Source organism: Kitasatospora sp. NPDC057518, from assembly GCF_042802075.1.
Lineage (GTDB): Bacteria > Actinomycetota > Actinomycetes > Streptomycetales > Streptomycetaceae > Kitasatospora.
On the sequence record NZ_JBHVEU010000194.1, the window covers coordinates 1 to 16,018 of the forward strand.

Genomic DNA, 16,018 nt, shown 5'->3' on the forward strand with positions numbered 1-16,018 from the left:
GGTCACGGTCTACCTCCGTGACCGCACCGCTTCTTCTTTCCCGCCCTCCCGAGAGGAACCGCCCATGACCGCCGCCCCCGCCGCGAAGACCGCTGCGAAGACTGCTGCGGAGACCGCCGTGAAGACCGCGGAGACCGCCGCGAAGGCCCCCGCCGTGAAGGGCCCCGCCTCCTATTTCCCCTCCATCGAGAAGAAGTACGGCCGCCCGGTCGAGGAGTGGAAGGACCTCATTCGCGCCTCCCCGCTCGCCAGGCACATGGAGCTCGTCGCCTGGCTCAAGACCGAGCACAACATCGGCCACGGCCACGCGAACGCCCTCGTCGCCCACACCCTTGCCGAAAAGTCCTCCTGAGAGGGCCACTTGATGCGATCATCGACGGCATGAAGGTACTCGTGATCGGAGCCTCCGGCACACTCGGCAGCGCTGTCGCCACCGCCCTGGAGAAGGAGCACCAGGTCGTACGGGCCTCGCGCAGCGGCCCGGTGACGGTCGACCTGGAGGACTCCGACTCCCTGGACGCGCTCTTCGCCGGCCTGCCCGACCTCGACGCGGTCGTCTGCTGCGCCGTGTCGGGCCCGATGGTCGACTTCGCCACGGCGACCGACGAGGAGTTCCTCGCCGGGCTGCAGGGCAAGCTGCTGGGCCAGATCGCCCTGGCCCGGCGCGCCCAGCACCACCTGCGCGACGGCGGCTCCATCACCCTCACCGGCGGCACGTTCACCACCCCGATGGTCGGTGGATCGTTGGGCGCCGTCATCAACACCGGGCTGGAGGGCTTCGTCCGCAACGCCGCCGCCGAACTGCCCCGCGACCTGCGGATCAACCTCGTCAGCCCCGGCTGGATCGCCGAGACGCTGCAGCTCCTCGGCCGGGACCCGGCCCCGGGCATCCTCGCCGTCGACGCCGCCCGCTCCTACGTCACCGCCGTGGAAGGCCGGACGAACGGGGAGACCCTGCTCCCCTGAACCGCCGAGCCCGCGCACAGGAAGTCGGCCCGGCCGACTTCCCGCGCACGGCGCCCCGGAGCGGCGGGTGTCACGGGGCGGCGGGGGGTCACGGGCGCCGGGCCACGAAGACGAACTCCCGCCCGGGCCGGTCGGGAGCGTCGCGGACCTCCTCCAGCACGTAGCCGTGGGCGGCCAAGTCCCGCTCCACCTCCGCCCGTTCCCGGAAGCGCAGCGTCGAATCCGACGTCAGCACCTGCCCGTCCACCGCGAACACGTACGTCCACCGGAACGTCACCAGCGGCCCGCGCACCCCGACCAGGTCGACCCAGCTCTCGACGGCACCCGCGCCCGGGACCTCCGTCACCCGGTGGGAGCGCTCGCGCGTCCACTCCTCCCAGGCGCGGGCGCCCGGATCGCGGGTCTCGAAGACCAGCCGCCCGCCGGGCCGCAGCGCCGCGAAGGCCCCCCGCAGCGTCCCCCGCCAGGCCCGCGGACCGGCGATCGCCTGGGCGACGTTCGCCGTCATCGTCGCCAGATCGGCCCGCAGCGGCGGCAGGTCCGTCGCGTCGCCGTGGATCCACCGCACCCGCCCGGCGCCCGGCTTGGCGCGCGCGACCTCCACGGAGGCCAGGGCGGGATCGACGCCGACCACCTCGAACCCGCGGCCGGCCAGCAGGAGCGCGAACACCCCCGTGCCGCAGCCGATGTCCAGCACCCGGCGCGCCCCGAACTCCCGTGCCATCGCCAGGTAGGCGTCGAGGTCGCCGCGGTCGGGGTCGAGCGGGTCGTAGAGCGCGGCGAGCCGCGGGTGCCCGAAGCATGCGTCAGCCATGGGACGACCGTAGGCGAGGCCCCGTCCGGCAGCGGACAGGTCTACACCATTTCGTCCGGAGCTGGCCGAATCCGGCCTCCCGCCCGCCGCCCCCGCCACCCGCTCGCCCGGGTGCTCAGCAGTCCCGCGAGCGCCTGCGGCCACTCCCGCGCGGGCCGTCGGGTTCCGGCCGAAGGCCCCGGCGGCGCTTGTCCGTCGGCGAACCGACGAGGAAGAGTAGGAGCACCGCCGGCCGGCGATCGTGTCCAACTCCCCGTACAAGAGAGGACATTGCCATGACCGATGACGTGTACGAGCCCCCGGTGATGATCGAACTCGGCGACTTCGCGGACCTCACCCGGGGCTTCGACATCGGCAACCAGTCCGACGTCCACGGCTACTACCTCGCCCCCTGAGGACCGCGCCGTGAACGGCCACCGGCGGACCTGGTTCGTGGTCCTGCCGGACACCGACGCAGCAGCCGCGGTGGCCGCGGTGTGGGGCACGGCCGAGCGCCGTGCCCTGCACCACCCCAGCGGCCGCCCCTGGATCCTCGGCCACTGGCCGGCCGACGCGGCGGTCACCGCCCAGGCCGGACCGGTCGCGCTGGCCGTGTTCGGCACCAGCGACACCGACACCCACCAGCTGCGCCGCCGCGCCGAACACCTCCGCGACCCGCGCGACGCCCTCGCCCTCACCCACACCGACGGCCCGGCCGGCAGCCACCACCTGATCGCCACCGTGCGCGGCACCGTCACCGCCCGCGGCTCGCTGTCCGGACTCCACCGCCTCCACCTGGCCGAGGTCCACGGCGTCCCCGTCCTGTCGGACCGGGCCGACGTCCTGGCCGCCGCGGCCGGCCTCGCCCCGTCCACCGAACGCCTCGTCCTGCGCCTCGCCCACCCCCTGCCGCACCCCGCCGACACCCTGCCCCTGTGGCCCGGCATCACCCCCGTGCCACCGCACCACACCGCCCTGCTCGCCCCCGGCGGCCCCGCCCGCACCCTCGCCCACTGGCAGCCGCCCGCCCCCGAACGACCCCGCGCCGAAGCCGCGACGGCCCTGCGCCACGCCCTGCACCGCGCCGTCGCCGCCCGCACCCGCGACGGCGGCCTCGTCGCCGCCGACCTGTCCGGCGGCCTCGACTCCACCCCCCTGTGCTTCCTCGCCGCCACCGGCCCCGCCGAGCTGCTCACCGTCACCATCGGCTCCCTCGACCCCCACCACGAGGACGCCCCCTGGGCCGACCGCGCCGCCCGCCACCTGCCCGGCACCCGGCTCGTCCTGCCCGCCGAGGACCTCCCCGCGATGTTCGCCGACACCGACACCCCCGGCCCCCAGGGCGACGAACCGTTCGCCTGGACCCGCACCAGGGCCCGCGACGAGGCCGTCGCCCGCCTCCTCGCCGCCCGCGGCGCCCGACTGCGGATCAGCGGCGAAGGCGGCGACGAAGTCCTCCAGGCCCTCCCCGCCTACCTGCGCACCCTCGCCCCGCGCCACCCCGCCACCGCCGCCCGCCACCTGCGCGGACACCGCGCCCGCCTGCGCTGGAAACTGCCCGACGCCCTCGGCGCCCTCGCCGACCCCCGCCCCTACCCCGCCTGGCTCGCCCACGCCGCCGACCGCCTCACCCACCCCGCGCCGCCCACCACCCAACTCCTCGGCTGGGGAACCGAACCCCGGCTGCCGCCCTGGGCCACCCCGCACGCCGCCGCCCTGGTCCGCGACCAGCTCAAGGCCCTGCGGGACGCACGGCCCCTGGCCCCGCAGCACGCCCAGCACCAGGTCCTGCGCATGGTCCGGCACAGCGCCTCCGCCATGCGCCAACTCGTCGACGCCACCGCCCGCGCCGGCACCCCGTACAGCACACCCTTCCTCGACGACCAGGTCCTCGACGCCTGCCTGGCCGCCGACCCCGCCACCCGCGGAACCCCCTTCGCCTACAAGCCCCTGCTCACCACCGCCCTCGCCCCGGACGTCCCCGCCGACCTCCTGCGCCGCACCGGCAAGGGCGACTTCACCCCCGACGCCCACCAAGGCCTCGCCCGCCACCGCGCCCGACTCGCCGCCCTCACCGAGGACAGCGCCCTGGCCCGCGCCGGCCTGATCGACCCCGACGCCCTGCGCCAGGCCTGCCTCGGGCTCTACCCCGCCGGCACCCCCTACGCCGCCCTGGACGCCACCCTCGCCTGCGAACACTGGCTGCGCGCCCACGGCAGCCGCCACCACGCCGCCACCACCGGAGGGACCTGATGCCCGCCCAGCTGCGCCCCGACGTGACGCTCACCCCGACCGACGACGGCGCCGTCCTGCTCGACGAGCGCTCCGGCCGCTACTACCAGCTCAACCGCACCGCACTGCTCGTCCTGCGCTCCCTGCTGGACGGCCGCACCGCCGAGGAGACCGCCGCCGACCTCAGCGCCCGCCACCCCGTCACCGCCGACCGGGCGCGCGCCGACGTCGACCGGCTGCACGAGACCCTGCGCACCGCCGGACTGGTCACCGCCGGACTGGTCACCACCGGACCGGGCACCGGCGGACCGGGCGCCGGTGGACCGGACGGCACGGGAGCGGGCACCGCCGGATGAGCCTGCACGCCCACGCCACCCGCGCCGGCCGCCCGCCCTGGCACCGCCGGCCCGCCGCCCTCGCGGCGATCGGCGCGGCCCGGCTGATCGAGCGGCTCCCCCCGGCCCGCATCCGCCGGGTGATGCTCGCCCTGCGCCGCGGCGCCCGGCCCGCCGACCGCGCCGAGGCCCTCGCCGCCCGGCAGGCCGTGGTCGCCCTCAGCATGCGCTGCGCCGGCCAGGGCTGCCTCCAACGCTCCATCGCCACAGCCCTGTTGTGTCGCACCCGGGGCGCCTGGCCGACCTGGCGAACCGGCGTGCGCACCGCCCCGTTCCGCGCCCACGCCTGGATCGAGGCCGAGGGCGGCCCCGTCGACGAGCCCGCCGAACTCGCCCACTTCCACCCGCTGATCACCATCGCCCCGGAGCCCCGGCCGGGCTGGTGACCGGCGGGGGGCCTGCCGCCGTCCGCCCGGCTTCCCGCGGGCGGCAGGGGGCGCTACCGGTGCGGGGACGGGACGCCGGCGGCGCGCAGCCGGGCCTCGGTGAGCGCGGTCAGCCGGGCCGAGACCGGGGCCTGGTCGTCGCGGTGGCGGTCGATCAGCCGGTACTGGGTGGCGGCCCTGGCCCAGGCGCGCAGGCCGGCCGGGTCGCCCAGCAGGGCGGGGTTGGCGAGGTAGTGGTCGGCCATGGCGGCGGCGAGCTCCTCGACCCTCGGATCGTCCGGCTCCCAGGCCTCGGCCTCCTGGCCGCGTCTGGTCAGCTCGACGAACCCCGGGTCGTCCAGGCGCAGTTCGAGCTGGGCGAGGAGGCCGTCGAAGCCCTCCGGCACCAGCGCCCGCGCCAGCACCAGGGCCTCGCGCTGCGCCGCCACGTAGTCGGGGCCGAGGCCGAGCCCGGGCATCCGCTCCAGGACCGCGCAGGCGCGGTCGGGCAGCAGGGCCCGGTCGCCGTCGGCGAGCCGGTGCAGGGTGTCGCGGCGCGCGGTCAGTTCCGTGATCCGCTCGGTCAGGCGCCGCTCCACGTCGGCGAGGGCGGTGGCGAACCGCTCGCCGTCGGCGTCGAGCAGCGGCCCGACCTCCGCCAGCGGCACCCCGGCGGCGGCCAGCGTCCGGACCTGCACCAGCCGCAGCAATTCGCCCGACCCGTACCGCCGGTAGCCGGAGGCGTCGCGCAGCGGCTCCTCGACCAGCCCCTGCCGGTGGTAGTGCCGCACCGTCTTCACCGTGACGCCGACGTACGCGGCCGCCTGCCCGATCGTGACTCCGTTTGCCATCCGTTCAGCCTGCCGTACGACCGGATGCCGTGGGGCCGGGCCCGGTGCCGAACACCTCGTCGACGAGCCGTCGCTGGGCGCTCTGGAACGCCGCGGCGACGGACACGTCGGCGTCGTCCACGTAGGTCAGCCCGGCGGTCAGGGTGGTGCCGCCGTCCAGCGAGCCGTACATCAGCGCGGCCGAGCCGATGGTGGCGCCGTTGTGGTGGAAGACGGTGCCCGTGTCCGTGGCCTGGGCGAAGATCCCCAGCCCGTAGCCGACCGTCGCCTCCGGCGCGCGCATCTCGGCCAGCAGGCCGGGCGGCAGCAGCCGGCCGCCCATCAGCGCGGAGAAGTACACGTGCAGGTCCCGGGTGGTCGAGATCATGTCGCCGCCGCCCGAGACCCAGGACGGGTTGTGCCGGGTGACGTCGACCGTCCGCTCCCGCCCGGCGTCCTCGTAGCGGTAGTAGCTGCGGCCGTGCGGCTCGGGCACCTCCGGCGAGGGGCCCGGGGCCACCGTCCCGGTCAGCCCCAGCGGCTCCAGGACCAGCCGCCGCAGCTCCTCGGCGAACGGCCGGCCGGTGACCCGCTCGACCACCAGCCGGGCCAGCACGTAGTTGGTGTTGGCGTAGCTCCAGCGCGCCCCCGGCGCGAACCGCGCCGGCCGGGACAGCGACAGCCGCACCAACTCCTCGGGCCGGTAGGTGCGGAAGCGGTCCTCCACCCACTCCCGGCCCCGCCACGGGACCCCCGGCACGAACGTCCCGTCCTCCTCCAGCTCGCCGGTGTGGTTGAAGATCCCGCTGGTGTGCTGGAGCAGCATCCGCACCGTGATCCGCCGGTCCAGCCCGAACCCGGGCAGGTGGTTGCCAGCCGGGTCGTCCAGGGCCAGCCGGCCCTCGGCCACCAGCATCAGCACCGAGGTCGCGATGAAGCTCTTGGTGACGCTGCCGACGCGGAAGTGCCCGTCGGCCGGCGGCCTCTCCTCGCGGCCCAGCTCGCGGGACCCGGCGGTGCCGACCCACTCGCCGTGCGCGTCGTTCACCCGCACCTGCACGCCGAGGAAACCGGATCCGGCGATCTCCTCGACCGCCCGTCGCAGCTCCGGGCGGTCCGGGCCGTGGGTGGAGTGGTGGGTGGAGTGGTGGGTGGTGGACATGCTGCCCCCTCGTATCGCGGGGCCCGCGTCGTCGTCGGGCCCGATGGGAGGAGCCTCCACCCTGACCCAAGGTCAACCTCAACCGTGTTCCGGCTCACAGGCGCGGCCCGCCCGCGCGAGGCGGGAGGCGCGGGAGGCGGGGCGCGGCGCCCGGTGGGGTGGACGGGGGAGCCCGGAGGCCGGGGCCGCCGTCGGCACGATCGGGAAGGCGGCGGCCCCGGCCCCGGTACGGGTTTCCGTACGGGCGGGGCATCGACCGCGGGGTTGCCCGTACGGCTGCGGTCGGCACCCATTCCACGACTTCAACAGGACTTGAAGTCAAGCCCCGCCCGAGGCGAGGCCCCGCCCGAGGGTGCCGCTCCGGGGCCGGGTAGCCTCGCTCCCGGCGGGGGCCCGCGGGGGACGGACACGTACACAACGGACAAGACGGACAGGGGCGGGCGGATGACGGAGCAGCACACGTACTGGCGGGCGTCGGACGGTTCGGCGGTCAGCGCCAGCCAGGCGCACATCGTGTGGACCAGGGCGGCCTACCCGGCCCTGGTGGAGGTGGCGCGCCGCTACCACGCGGTGATCAGCTACCCGGACCTCGCCGAGGCGGTGCAGGAGGCCTCGGGGGTGCGCACCCGGATCAACCAGCGGCACTGGATAGGCAAGGTGCTGGCCCTGGTGATCCGTGAGGCGCACCGGCGCGGCGACCCACCGCTGACGGCCCTGGTGGTGCACGCCACCGACGGCAAGGTCGGGCCCGGCTACCAGGAGGTGCTGGCGGTGGCCGGACAGCCGCCGGTGGCCGCCGAGATGGACCGCGAGCAGCACGCGGCCGCCGCCCGCCTGGCCTGCTACCGGCACTTCGCCGCCGACCTGCCCGCCGACGGCGGCACACCCGCCCTGGCCCCGCGCCTGCGGGCCTCGGTGGAGCGCAAGGCCGCCGTCGCCGCGCCGCCGCGCCCGCCGGCGATCTGTCCGAGCTGCTTCCTGGAGCTGCCCGCGACGCGGGTGTGCGACTCCTGCGGGGCGACCGTCGCGCCCTGAGCACCACCGGTGAGCGGACGTCCCGAGCGGAGGCCCTGGGCGGACGTCCCGAGCGGACGTCCCGGGCGGACGCCACGTCACACGGCGGCGGGCAGCCGCCCGGGCATCTGCCAGCCCTCGGCGAGGCGGGAGGGGGCCAGGCGCCGCCCGTCGCCGAAGAACTCGCAGAACTTCATGATCAGCGGGTCCCAGCCGACCGGGTCGACGTAGTGGTCGCTGCCGGGCACCAGCAGGCTCTCCTCGACGTGGGCGCGCACCACCGTCACCTCGAAGGCGGTGCGCCCGCCGCCCGCCAGCGCCGTCGCCGACTCCACCCGGCACTCCAGCTGCACCGGGCACTCGGCGGCGCGCGGCGCCCGCACCAGCTCGCCGGGCACCTCGGTCAGCCCGGCGGCCTCGAACTTGCGCCGCTCGTGGCGGTAGCCCTGCCGCAGCCGGTACTCGGCGATCCGCGGCCTGGCGGTCAGCAGCGCGAGGGCGTCCACCGCGTCCACCTGCGCGGAGGACACCAGGTTGAGCACGCACTCGCCCTCGCGCCGCAGGTTCTCGGCGGTCTGCGAGCTGTCGCCCAGGCCGAGCACGCACGACTGCCCCAGCCACCAGGCCGAGGACATCGGCATGAGGTTGGCGCTGCCGTCCTCGTTGCGCGAGCCGATCAGCACCACGGGGGTGCCGAAGTACAGGACCTTGAGATCGATGGCCTTGTGCACGGGAGACTGCCGTCCTCGGGAAATGGGGAATCGTTGCCGGTCACCGACTCTGCCGCCGCCCGGACGGGGGCGCTGGCGGTGATCGGACATCGAGTTCCGGAGGATGTGACTCCGGTTTCCCGAGGACGGCGTCCCCGTCCCGGCGACGGGCGGGAAGCGGCCGGCCCGCCGTCAGCCCACCGGCCCCCGGGCGGAGACCAGCCGGGCCCGGCCGTCGCGCAGCCGGTAGGACAGGCCCACCACGGCCACCTTCCCCTCGGCGATCCGCGCCGCCAGCGCCTGCGAGCGCTCCACCAGCAGGTCCACGGTCTGGCGGATGTGCTCGTCCACGATCCCGTCCCGGTCCTCGATGCCCGCCGCCCTGGCGGACAGCACGCTCGGGGTCACCCGCTCCACCACGTCCCGGACGAAACCGCCCGGCAGCTGCCCCTGCTCCAGGGAGTCCAGCGCCGCCGCCACCGCACCGCAGGAGTCGTGCCCCAGCACCACCACCAGCGGGCAGTCCAGCACGCTCACCCCGTACTCGATGCTGCCCAGCGCCTCCGCGCCGGTGACGTGCCCGGCGGTGCGCACCACGAAGAGGTCGCCCAGGCCCTGGTCGAAGATGATCTCGGCGGCCAGCCGGGAGTCCGAGCAGCCGAACAGCACAGCGAAGGGCCGCTGCGCCGGGGCGAGCGCCGCGCGGCGCCCGGCGTCCTGGTTGGGGTGCTCGGGGTTGCCCGCCACGAACCGGGCGTTGCCCTGCATCATCACCCGCAGCGCCTGGGCGGGGTCGGTCAGGAAGTCGTCCGTCGGACCGTCGAGCCGGGTGGGCTCGGGGCTGGGTATCGGTGTGGGGATCATGCCTGCACCCTAGATCGCCGCAGGTGGAGCCCGCAGCCGGGGGTCAAGGGCCGGACGGCCCCATGGACGGTTCCGAACGGCCCCGTACGGCCGTGTACTGCCCCGTACGGCCCTGTTCGGCCCGTCCCGGGCGGCTACCGGGCTACCGGGCCGGCGGTTCCGGGGCGGGGCGCAGGGCGAGGACGGTGACGTCGTCGCGGCTGCTCCCGCCGCTCCAGCGCCGGGCCCGCCGGTCCAGGGCCTCGGGCAGGGCGTCGGCGGGGACGGCGGCGAGGTCGGCCAGGCCCCGTTCGACCGGGTAGAACGCGCCGGAGGCGTCCTGGGCCTCGGTGATGCCGTCGGTGAGCAGCACCAGCACCCCGTCCCCGGGCAGGGTGAAACGCCGCTCGGGGCGCGGTTCGCCGGTGGCGGCCAGGGCGGCGAGGCCGAGCGGGAGCCCGGCGTCCAGGGGGACGGGCTCCACCCGGCCGTCGGGGCGCAGCAGGTAGGGGGAGAGGTGGCCGCAGTTGACGGCCCGCACCTCGGTGGCGCGGCCCCCGTCGTCGGTGCCCTCGTCGTCGGTGCCCCCGTCGTTGCTGTCCGGGGCGCGGACGCAGAGCACGGTGGCCGTGACGAACCGTTCCTGCTCGCCGCTCTGCTCCGCGTAGGCGTTGTGCCGCTCCACCGCCGCCTCCAGGGCGTCGGCGACGGCGGTCAGCCGCGGCTCGCGGAAGGCCGCCTCCCGGAAGGCGCTCAGCACCGCGAAGCCCGTCCCGATCGCGAGCAGGCCCTTGCCCTGGACGTCGCCGACCAGCACCCGGGTGCCGTGCGGGGTGTCGGCGACGTCGTACAGGTCGCCGCCGACCATGGCGTCCTGCTCCAGCGGCCGGTACAGCCCGTCCAGGCGCACGTCCGGGGTGGTGACGGGCAGCGGGCGCAGCAGCTGGCGCTGGAGGGCGACGGCGACCTGCCGCATCCGCGACAGCTGCCGCTCGCGCCGCACCCGCCGCGCGCACAGGCCGATCACGGCGGCCTCGGCGGCGACCACGCCCAGCAGGGTGCCCAGGCGGGCCGGCAGGTCCCCGGGCGGGAACAGCACCGAGTGGGCCACCACCACGGCGGTCACCCACACCGAGGCCGCCACCGTCTGGGCCACGGTGCCCAGGCCCGCCAGCAGCGCGGGCAGGAACACCAGCAGCAGCACCAGGCGGGCACTGGTGCCGCTGACCGCCTGGACGAGCAGCACGGCGACGGTCGCGGCCAGCACGCCGAGCACCACCGCCCGGTTGCCGGGCGCGCGCGGGGCGGTGGGCTGTTCGTCCTCGCCGTCCACCCCTGTCGCCCTCTCCGCCGTCCGGCCCCCGCTCCAGGGTGGTCGGCGCGGCGGGGCGGGCGCGAGCGGGCTGCGCCGGGCGGGGGACGGGGTGGACGGACGGGCCGGGCGCCGTCTGTCGGTGGCAGTCGGTACCGTGGCCGGTGTGTCGTCCCCGTCCTCGACCTCGTCTTCTACCTCGTCCCCGTCCGCGGGCCGCGTGCCGCTCGACGACCTCGTGCGGCTGCGCCGGGCCCGGGACCGGATGGACCGCGAGTACGCGCAGCCGCTGGACGTGCCGGCGCTGGCCCGCACCGCGCTGATGTCCTCCGGCCACTTCTCGCGCAGCTTCCGCGCCGCCTACGGCGAGACCCCGTACACCTACCTGATGACCCGCCGGATCGAGCGGGCCAAGGCGCTGCTGCGGCGCGGGGACCTGAGCGTGACCGAGGTCTGCATGGCGGTGGGCTGCACCTCGCTGGGCTCCTTCAGCACCCGCTTCACCGAGCTGGTCGGGCAGAGCCCCAGCGCCTACCGGGCCCGCGACCACGAGCAGGGCGCGGCGATCCCGGCCTGCGTCGCCAAGATCGGCACCCGCCCGGTGCGGCGCGCGGAGGCCAAGGAGGCCAAGGAGGCGAAGGGGAACGGGAGCGACGGCGGCCCCGGTGCTCCCGTAGCGTGACGGGCATGAGCATCGAACTCGCGCAGTGCTTCATCGCCGTCGACGACCACGACCGGGCGCTCGCCTTCTACCGCGACGTCCTCGGCTTCGAAGTGCGCAACGACGTCGGCTTCGAGGGCATGCGCTGGGTCACCGTCGGCTCGCCCGACCAGCCCGGCGTGGAGATCGTCCTGGAGCCCCCGCTGGCCGACCCGCACGCCTCCGAGGCCGACCGCCGGGCCGCCGCCGAACTCCTCGCCAAGGGCCTGCTGCGCGGCGTCATCTTCCGCACCGACGACTGCGACGCCACCTTCGAGCGCATCCGGGCGGCCGGCGCCGAGGTCCTCCAGGAGCCGATGGACCAGCCCTACGGGGTGCGCGACTGCGCCTTCCGCGACCCGTCGGGCAACATGCTGCGCTTCAACCAGCCGCGTACGGCGTAGCCGGGCGGGGGCGTGAGGCCTGAGGCTCAGGCGGTCCGGGCGGGCAGCGTGCGGGCGGGCAGCGGGTAGTCGGGCAGGGCGATGTCGCCGGCCTTGGCGAACTGGGCGGCCAGCACGGGGCGCAGCGGCCAGCGGCCCATCCAGCGCATGGAGGCGGCGCGCAGGCGGATCGCCAGGGCGCTGTCCGGGGCGTAGCCGCCCAGGCCGCCGGGCGGCAGCTCCTGGGCCCGGGTGGCGTAGGGGCGCATCAGCTCCTCGTAGCGGGCGAAGGCGGTGCGGAAGTCGCCTGCGGCGGCGGCGAGTTCACCGGCCAGCAGGTAGGCGCCGACCAGGGCGAGGCTGGTGCCGAGGCCGGTCAGGGGGCTCGGGCTGTACCCGGCGTCGCCGAGCAGGGCGACGCGGCCGCGGCTGTAGTGGTCGAGGTGGACCTGGCCGAAGGTGTCGAAGGCGAAGTCCCCGGCGGTGCGCATCCCGGCGAGCAGCCGGTCCACCTCCCAGCCGGCTCCGGCGAAGCGCTCGGCGAGCAGGCGCCGCTGGGCGGCGGTGTCGCGGCGGTCGTACGCCGCGGGTGCGCGGCGCAGGCCGAGGGAGGCCTTGACCTCGCCGGGCAGCCGGCCGGGGCGGGCGCCGGCGACCAGGCCGCCGGGGGCGTTGTACATCAGGAACCAGCCGTCGAGCTCGCGGGCGAGGGCGGGGTCGTGGACGGTGAACCAGGCGTGGCAGCCGCCGAGCGGCCGGTAGTGGGCGCCTTCGGTGCCGTCGGTGCCGTCGCCGTTGCCGGGGCGGAAGGCGAGGCGGCGGACGGCGGAGTGCAGCCCGTCCGCGCCGACGACCAGGGCGAAGCGGCGGGCGGGGGCGTTCTCGAAGGTGACGGTGACGCCCCCGGCGTCCTGGTCGAGCGCGGTGACGGTGTCGTCCCAGAGGTACTCGACGCCGTCGGTGGCCTCGCGCAGCAGGTCGGCGAGGTCGCCGCGGAGGATCTCGATCTCGGAGACGATCCCCTCGCCGTCGAACAGCCCGACGGGTATCCGGGCGGTGGCCCGCCCGCGCCGGTCGACCAGGGCGATGCCGTGCTGCTCGACGCGCAGCGCGCGGGCCCGCTCCATCAGCCCCATCCGCTCGATCACGGTGCGTCCGGCGCCGCGCAGGTCGACGGCCTGCCCGCCGGGGCGCGGGCCGGCGGCGCGCTCGACGACGGTGGGGGTGAAGCCGTGGCGGCGCAGCCAGTAGGCGAGGGCGGGGCCGGCGATCCCGGCGCCGGAGACGAGGACGTCGGTGGCGGGGGCGTCGGTGCCCGTCGGGTGGTCCAGGTGTTCCATGCCGCCGAATGTACGCCGTACGCGTCGGCGCCAACAAGCCTTGCAGTGGGGCTATTTGATGAGGGTGCACTAGTGCGGTGGGGTGCTCCGGGGCAGGTCCGGCGGCGCGCGGGGGCGTTCGTGCGGGCAGACGGCCCGACGGGTGCACTAGTGCGGCACCATGGTGCGATGGAGAGCACTCGACAGACAGTCAGTTCCGGCTCGCCCCTCGAACCGCGGATCGGCTTCTCCCGCGCCGTGCGCAAGGGCAACCACGTCGCGGTCGCGGGCACCGCCCCGATCAGCGAGCAGGGCACGACGGTCGGCCAGGGCGACGTTTACGCCCAGACCGTCCGCTGCCTGGACATCGCCGAGGCCGCCCTGCGGGAGGCGGGCGCCACCCTCACGGACGTCGTACGGACCCGCGTCATGCTCACCGACATGAGCCAGTGGCGGGAGGCCGCGCGCGCCCACGGCGAGCGCTTCGCGCAGATCCGCCCGGTCACCACCTTCGTGGAGGTGTCGCGCTTCATCGACGAGCGCTGGCTGGTGGAGGTCGAGGTGGACGCGGTGATCGGCTAGCCGACGGGGCGGCCGGGGCCGAGGCCGTCGGGGTAGGGGCGGCCGGGGTGGAATGAAAGGCGGGACGGGTACTGTTGTCGCTGGTCGAGATACCCCCACCCGTATTTTTTCGGGCCTCCGGACCTCCCCGGCGCCCGAGAACGGAGCACCACGTGAACCGCCCCGCCGAAGCCGTACGGCCCGCCGCCCCGCCCCCCGACGCCCCCGGCAGCGGCGGCGCCCCCGAGAACGGCCGACCCGGGCCGCTCGGCCGCCTCGGGGTGTGGTCCACCCGGCACTTCAAGGCCGTCCTGGTCGGCTGGCTGATCGTCGTCATCGGCCTCGGCGCCTTCGCCCCCAAGGTCACCAGCGCGCTGTCCGGCGCCGGCTGGCAGGCCGACGGCTCCCAGTCCGTCCAAGTCCGCGAACTCGCCGAGCGGCACTTCGCCGGCAACGCCTCCTCCGCGATCCAGATCGTCGTCGCCGCCGACCGCCCCGTCACCGACCCGGCCGTCCAGAAGGTGATCACCGAGGCGCACGACCTCGCCGCCGCCGACCCGCGGGTGTCCACCGTCGTCACGCCCCAGCCCGGCGCCACCATCAGCCCCGACGGCCGCACCGCCGTCCTGCTCGCCGGCGCCGCCGCCTCGCCCGACGACATGGTCCGCGCCGCCGACGACCTCAAGGGACCGCTCGGCGCCCTGTCCACGGACGGCGTCAGCGTCCACGCCACCGGCGCCTCCGTCCTGTGGAGCGACTTCAACAAGGCCAACCACGACGCCATGATGAAGTCCGAGGTCATGTCCTGGCCGGTCACCCTCGCCATCCTGGTGCTCGCCTTCGGCTCCCTCGTCGCCGCCGGACTGCCCCTGCTGCTCACCATGGCCGGCCTCGCCGCCTCGGCCGGCTCCCTCGTCCTGATCAGCCACCTCTTCCCGGTGTCCGTCTGGGCGATGAACTTCGCCATGATGTTCGCCCTGGCCCTCGGGATCGACTACGCGCTCTTCCTCGTCATGCGCTTCCGCGCCGCCCGCCGGGCCGACGGCCGTTCCGCCGGCCGCGCCGACGAGGGAGCCGTGCGCGCCGTCGCCGAGACCATGGACACCGCCGGCAAGGCCGTCCTGCTCTCCGGCGCCACCGTCCTGGTCAGCCTCTCCGCCGTGATGCTCGTCCCCTCCCCGGCGTTCCGCTCGATGGCCGGCGGCATCATGCTCGCCGTCCTGTTCGTCCTCGCCGCCACCCTCACCCTGCTGCCCGCCGTCCTCGGCCGGCTCGGCCACCGCGTCGACGCCCTCTCCCTGCCCTGGACCAAGTCCACCCCATCCGCCTCCCCGCGCTTCGCCGCCTGGGGCGAACGCCTCTGGAAGCACCCGCTGCGCTACGGCGCCCTCGCCCTCGCCGCGCTGATCGCCCTCGCCGCCCCCGTCATCGGACTGCGCACCGCGATGCCGTCCATCACCGTCCTGCCCGAGGACGCCAGCGCCCGCGCCGGCTACACCGCCGTCCAGCAGGCCTTCGGCCCCGGCGCCCCCGGCACCCTGCAGATCCTCACCCCCACCGACCGCGCCGCCGAGGTCGCCGCCCGGGTCGCCACCACCCCCGGCATCGCCGCCGCCATGCCCGCCCAGGCCGCCGCCGACGGCTCCGGCTGGTCGATGATCCAGGCCGTGCCCACCGTCGACCCCTCCAGCCCCGACCTCTCCGGCACCGTCCACACCCTGCGCGCCGAACTGCCCGCCGACACCATGGTCGGCGGCGCCGCCGTCGAGAACCTCGACCTGCAGCACCTGCTCACCGAGAAGACCCCGCTGGTCATCGGCGTCGTCATGGCCCTCGGCTTCCTGCTGCTGCTCGCCGCCCTGCGCGCCCCGCTGATCGCCGCCCTCGGCACCGCCGCCAGCCTGCTGTCCACCGGAGCCGCCTTCGGCGTCGCCCGCCTGGTCTTCCAGGACGGCCACGGGGCCGGCCTGCTGGGCTTCACCCCGCAGGGCTTCCTGGACGGCTGGGCACCGGTGTTCTTCTTCGCGATGATCTTCGCCATCGCGATGGACTACACCGTCTTCCTCCTCGCCTCCGCCAAGGAGCACTACGAACGCACCGGCGACCCCAAGGCCGCCATGACCGGAGCCCTGGCCCACTCCGGCCGGGTGGTCTTCGCCGCCGCCGGCGTCATGGTCGCGGTGTTCTTCACCTTCGCCCTGTCCGGCCCGCTCCCGCCCAAGGAGATGGGCATCGTCCTCGGCACCGCCGTCCTCCTCGACGCCGCCCTGGTCCGCCTCGTCCTGCTCCCCGTCCTGCTGCGCCTGACCGGGCACGCCGCCTGGCACACCCCCCGCCTGCTGGACCGGGTACTGCCGCGGATCACCTTCTCGCACGGCTGACGGCCTGCCCGTCCCCGCGCGGCCCCTGCCCCCCGGCGCACTGCCGGGGGGC

General features: G+C 75.7%; 18 protein-coding genes. 11 read left to right on the plus strand and 7 right to left on the minus strand.

The genetic code is table 11. From position 1 onward, the window contains the following. Positions 1-118: 118 nt before the first annotated feature. Both ACFU7Z_RS20675 and ACFU7Z_RS20680 read left to right on the plus strand, forming a co-directional pair. The gene (locus tag ACFU7Z_RS20675; RefSeq protein ID WP_049658600.1) at positions 119-352 is read left to right on the plus strand and encodes a DUF4287 domain-containing protein; all 234 of its coding nucleotides are present in this window, start codon (positions 119-121) and stop codon (positions 350-352) included. Positions 353-381: 29 nt separating this feature from the next. After that, positions 382-966, plus strand: a complete 585-nt coding sequence (locus ACFU7Z_RS20680) for a short chain dehydrogenase (RefSeq protein ID WP_049658590.1) — start codon at positions 382-384, stop codon at positions 964-966. An 88-nt stretch (positions 967-1,054) separates the two neighbouring features. Here ACFU7Z_RS20680 and ACFU7Z_RS20685 read toward each other — a convergent pair whose 3' ends face one another. Next, positions 1,055-1,780 (minus strand): class I SAM-dependent methyltransferase, encoded by a 726-nt coding sequence (locus tag ACFU7Z_RS20685; protein ID WP_380778732.1) that lies wholly within the window; start codon positions 1,778-1,780, stop codon positions 1,055-1,057. Positions 1,781-2,055: 275 nt separating this feature from the next. Here ACFU7Z_RS20685 and ACFU7Z_RS20690 point away from each other — a divergent pair, with 275 nt between their 5' ends. From ACFU7Z_RS20690 to ACFU7Z_RS20705, 4 genes are read left to right on the plus strand one after another with little or no spacing between them, the layout of a single operon-like run. Beyond that, the gene (locus tag ACFU7Z_RS20690) at positions 2,056-2,175 is read left to right on the plus strand and encodes a lasso RiPP family leader peptide-containing protein (protein WP_107086612.1); all 120 of its coding nucleotides are present in this window, start codon (positions 2,056-2,058) and stop codon (positions 2,173-2,175) included. A gap of 10 nt (positions 2,176-2,185) precedes the next feature. Further along, a complete protein-coding gene (locus ACFU7Z_RS20695) occupies positions 2,186-4,012 on the plus strand; it encodes an asparagine synthase-related protein (protein ID WP_380778734.1) in 1,827 nt (608 codons plus the stop codon). After that, positions 4,012-4,347: a lasso peptide biosynthesis PqqD family chaperone gene (locus tag ACFU7Z_RS20700; RefSeq protein WP_380778736.1), complete on the plus strand. Its 336-nt coding sequence runs from the start codon at positions 4,012-4,014 to the stop codon at positions 4,345-4,347. The genes ACFU7Z_RS20695 and ACFU7Z_RS20700 overlap by 1 nt, the downstream gene beginning before the upstream one ends. After that, positions 4,344-4,772 (plus strand): lasso peptide biosynthesis B2 protein, encoded by a 429-nt coding sequence (locus tag ACFU7Z_RS20705; protein WP_074001096.1) that lies wholly within the window; start codon positions 4,344-4,346, stop codon positions 4,770-4,772. The genes ACFU7Z_RS20700 and ACFU7Z_RS20705 overlap by 4 nt, the downstream gene beginning before the upstream one ends. Before the next feature lie 53 nt (positions 4,773-4,825). Here ACFU7Z_RS20705 and ACFU7Z_RS20710 read toward each other — a convergent pair whose 3' ends face one another. After that, entirely contained in the window at positions 4,826-5,602 is a 777-nt protein-coding gene (locus ACFU7Z_RS20710; protein WP_380778738.1) for a MerR family transcriptional regulator, read from the minus strand. Between the two features lie 4 nt (positions 5,603-5,606). Next, positions 5,607-6,743 (minus strand): serine hydrolase domain-containing protein, encoded by a 1,137-nt coding sequence (locus tag ACFU7Z_RS20715; protein ID WP_380778740.1) that lies wholly within the window; start codon positions 6,741-6,743, stop codon positions 5,607-5,609. Positions 6,744-7,187: 444 nt separating this feature from the next. Between ACFU7Z_RS20715 and ACFU7Z_RS20720 the strand changes: the two genes are divergently transcribed. Continuing rightward, positions 7,188-7,778 carry a hypothetical protein gene (locus ACFU7Z_RS20720; RefSeq protein WP_234348478.1) on the plus strand — a complete coding sequence of 197 codons (591 nt, stop codon included), beginning with the start codon at positions 7,188-7,190 and terminating at the stop codon, positions 7,776-7,778. Between the two features lie 77 nt (positions 7,779-7,855). On the opposite strand, the gene ACFU7Z_RS20725 is transcribed toward ACFU7Z_RS20720, so the two are convergent. From ACFU7Z_RS20725 to ACFU7Z_RS20735, 3 genes are all read right to left on the minus strand, one after another. Beyond that, on the minus strand, positions 7,856-8,488 hold the full coding sequence (locus ACFU7Z_RS20725) for a flavin reductase family protein (RefSeq protein ID WP_380778742.1): 633 nt from the start codon (positions 8,486-8,488) through the stop codon (positions 7,856-7,858). 171 nt (positions 8,489-8,659) lie between these two features. Further along, positions 8,660-9,238 (minus strand): carbonic anhydrase, encoded by a 579-nt coding sequence (locus ACFU7Z_RS20730; RefSeq protein ID WP_049654174.1) that lies wholly within the window; start codon positions 9,236-9,238, stop codon positions 8,660-8,662. 235 nt (positions 9,239-9,473) lie between these two features. Then, on the minus strand, positions 9,474-10,643 hold the full coding sequence (locus tag ACFU7Z_RS20735) for a PP2C family protein-serine/threonine phosphatase (protein ID WP_380778744.1): 1,170 nt from the start codon (positions 10,641-10,643) through the stop codon (positions 9,474-9,476). Between the two features lie 199 nt (positions 10,644-10,842). Between ACFU7Z_RS20735 and ACFU7Z_RS20740 the strand changes: the two genes are divergently transcribed. Beyond that, entirely contained in the window at positions 10,843-11,304 is a 462-nt protein-coding gene (locus ACFU7Z_RS20740; RefSeq protein WP_380778746.1) for a helix-turn-helix transcriptional regulator, read from the plus strand. Positions 11,305-11,309: 5 nt separating this feature from the next. After that, entirely contained in the window at positions 11,310-11,726 is a 417-nt protein-coding gene (locus ACFU7Z_RS20745; protein WP_049654179.1) for a VOC family protein, read from the plus strand. A gap of 26 nt (positions 11,727-11,752) precedes the next feature. Here ACFU7Z_RS20745 and ACFU7Z_RS20750 read toward each other — a convergent pair whose 3' ends face one another. Next, entirely contained in the window at positions 11,753-13,045 is a 1,293-nt protein-coding gene (locus ACFU7Z_RS20750) for an FAD-dependent monooxygenase (RefSeq protein ID WP_380778748.1), read from the minus strand. 168 nt (positions 13,046-13,213) lie between these two features. On the opposite strand from ACFU7Z_RS20750, the gene ACFU7Z_RS20755 reads away from it, so the two are divergent. Then, positions 13,214-13,606, plus strand: coding sequence for a RidA family protein (locus ACFU7Z_RS20755; RefSeq protein WP_074001088.1), 393 nt, complete (start codon positions 13,214-13,216; stop codon positions 13,604-13,606). A 152-nt stretch (positions 13,607-13,758) separates the two neighbouring features. Then, positions 13,759-15,966, plus strand: coding sequence for an MMPL family transporter (locus ACFU7Z_RS20760; protein ID WP_380778751.1), 2,208 nt, complete (start codon positions 13,759-13,761; stop codon positions 15,964-15,966). The last annotated feature ends 52 nt before the right edge of the window (positions 15,967-16,018 follow it).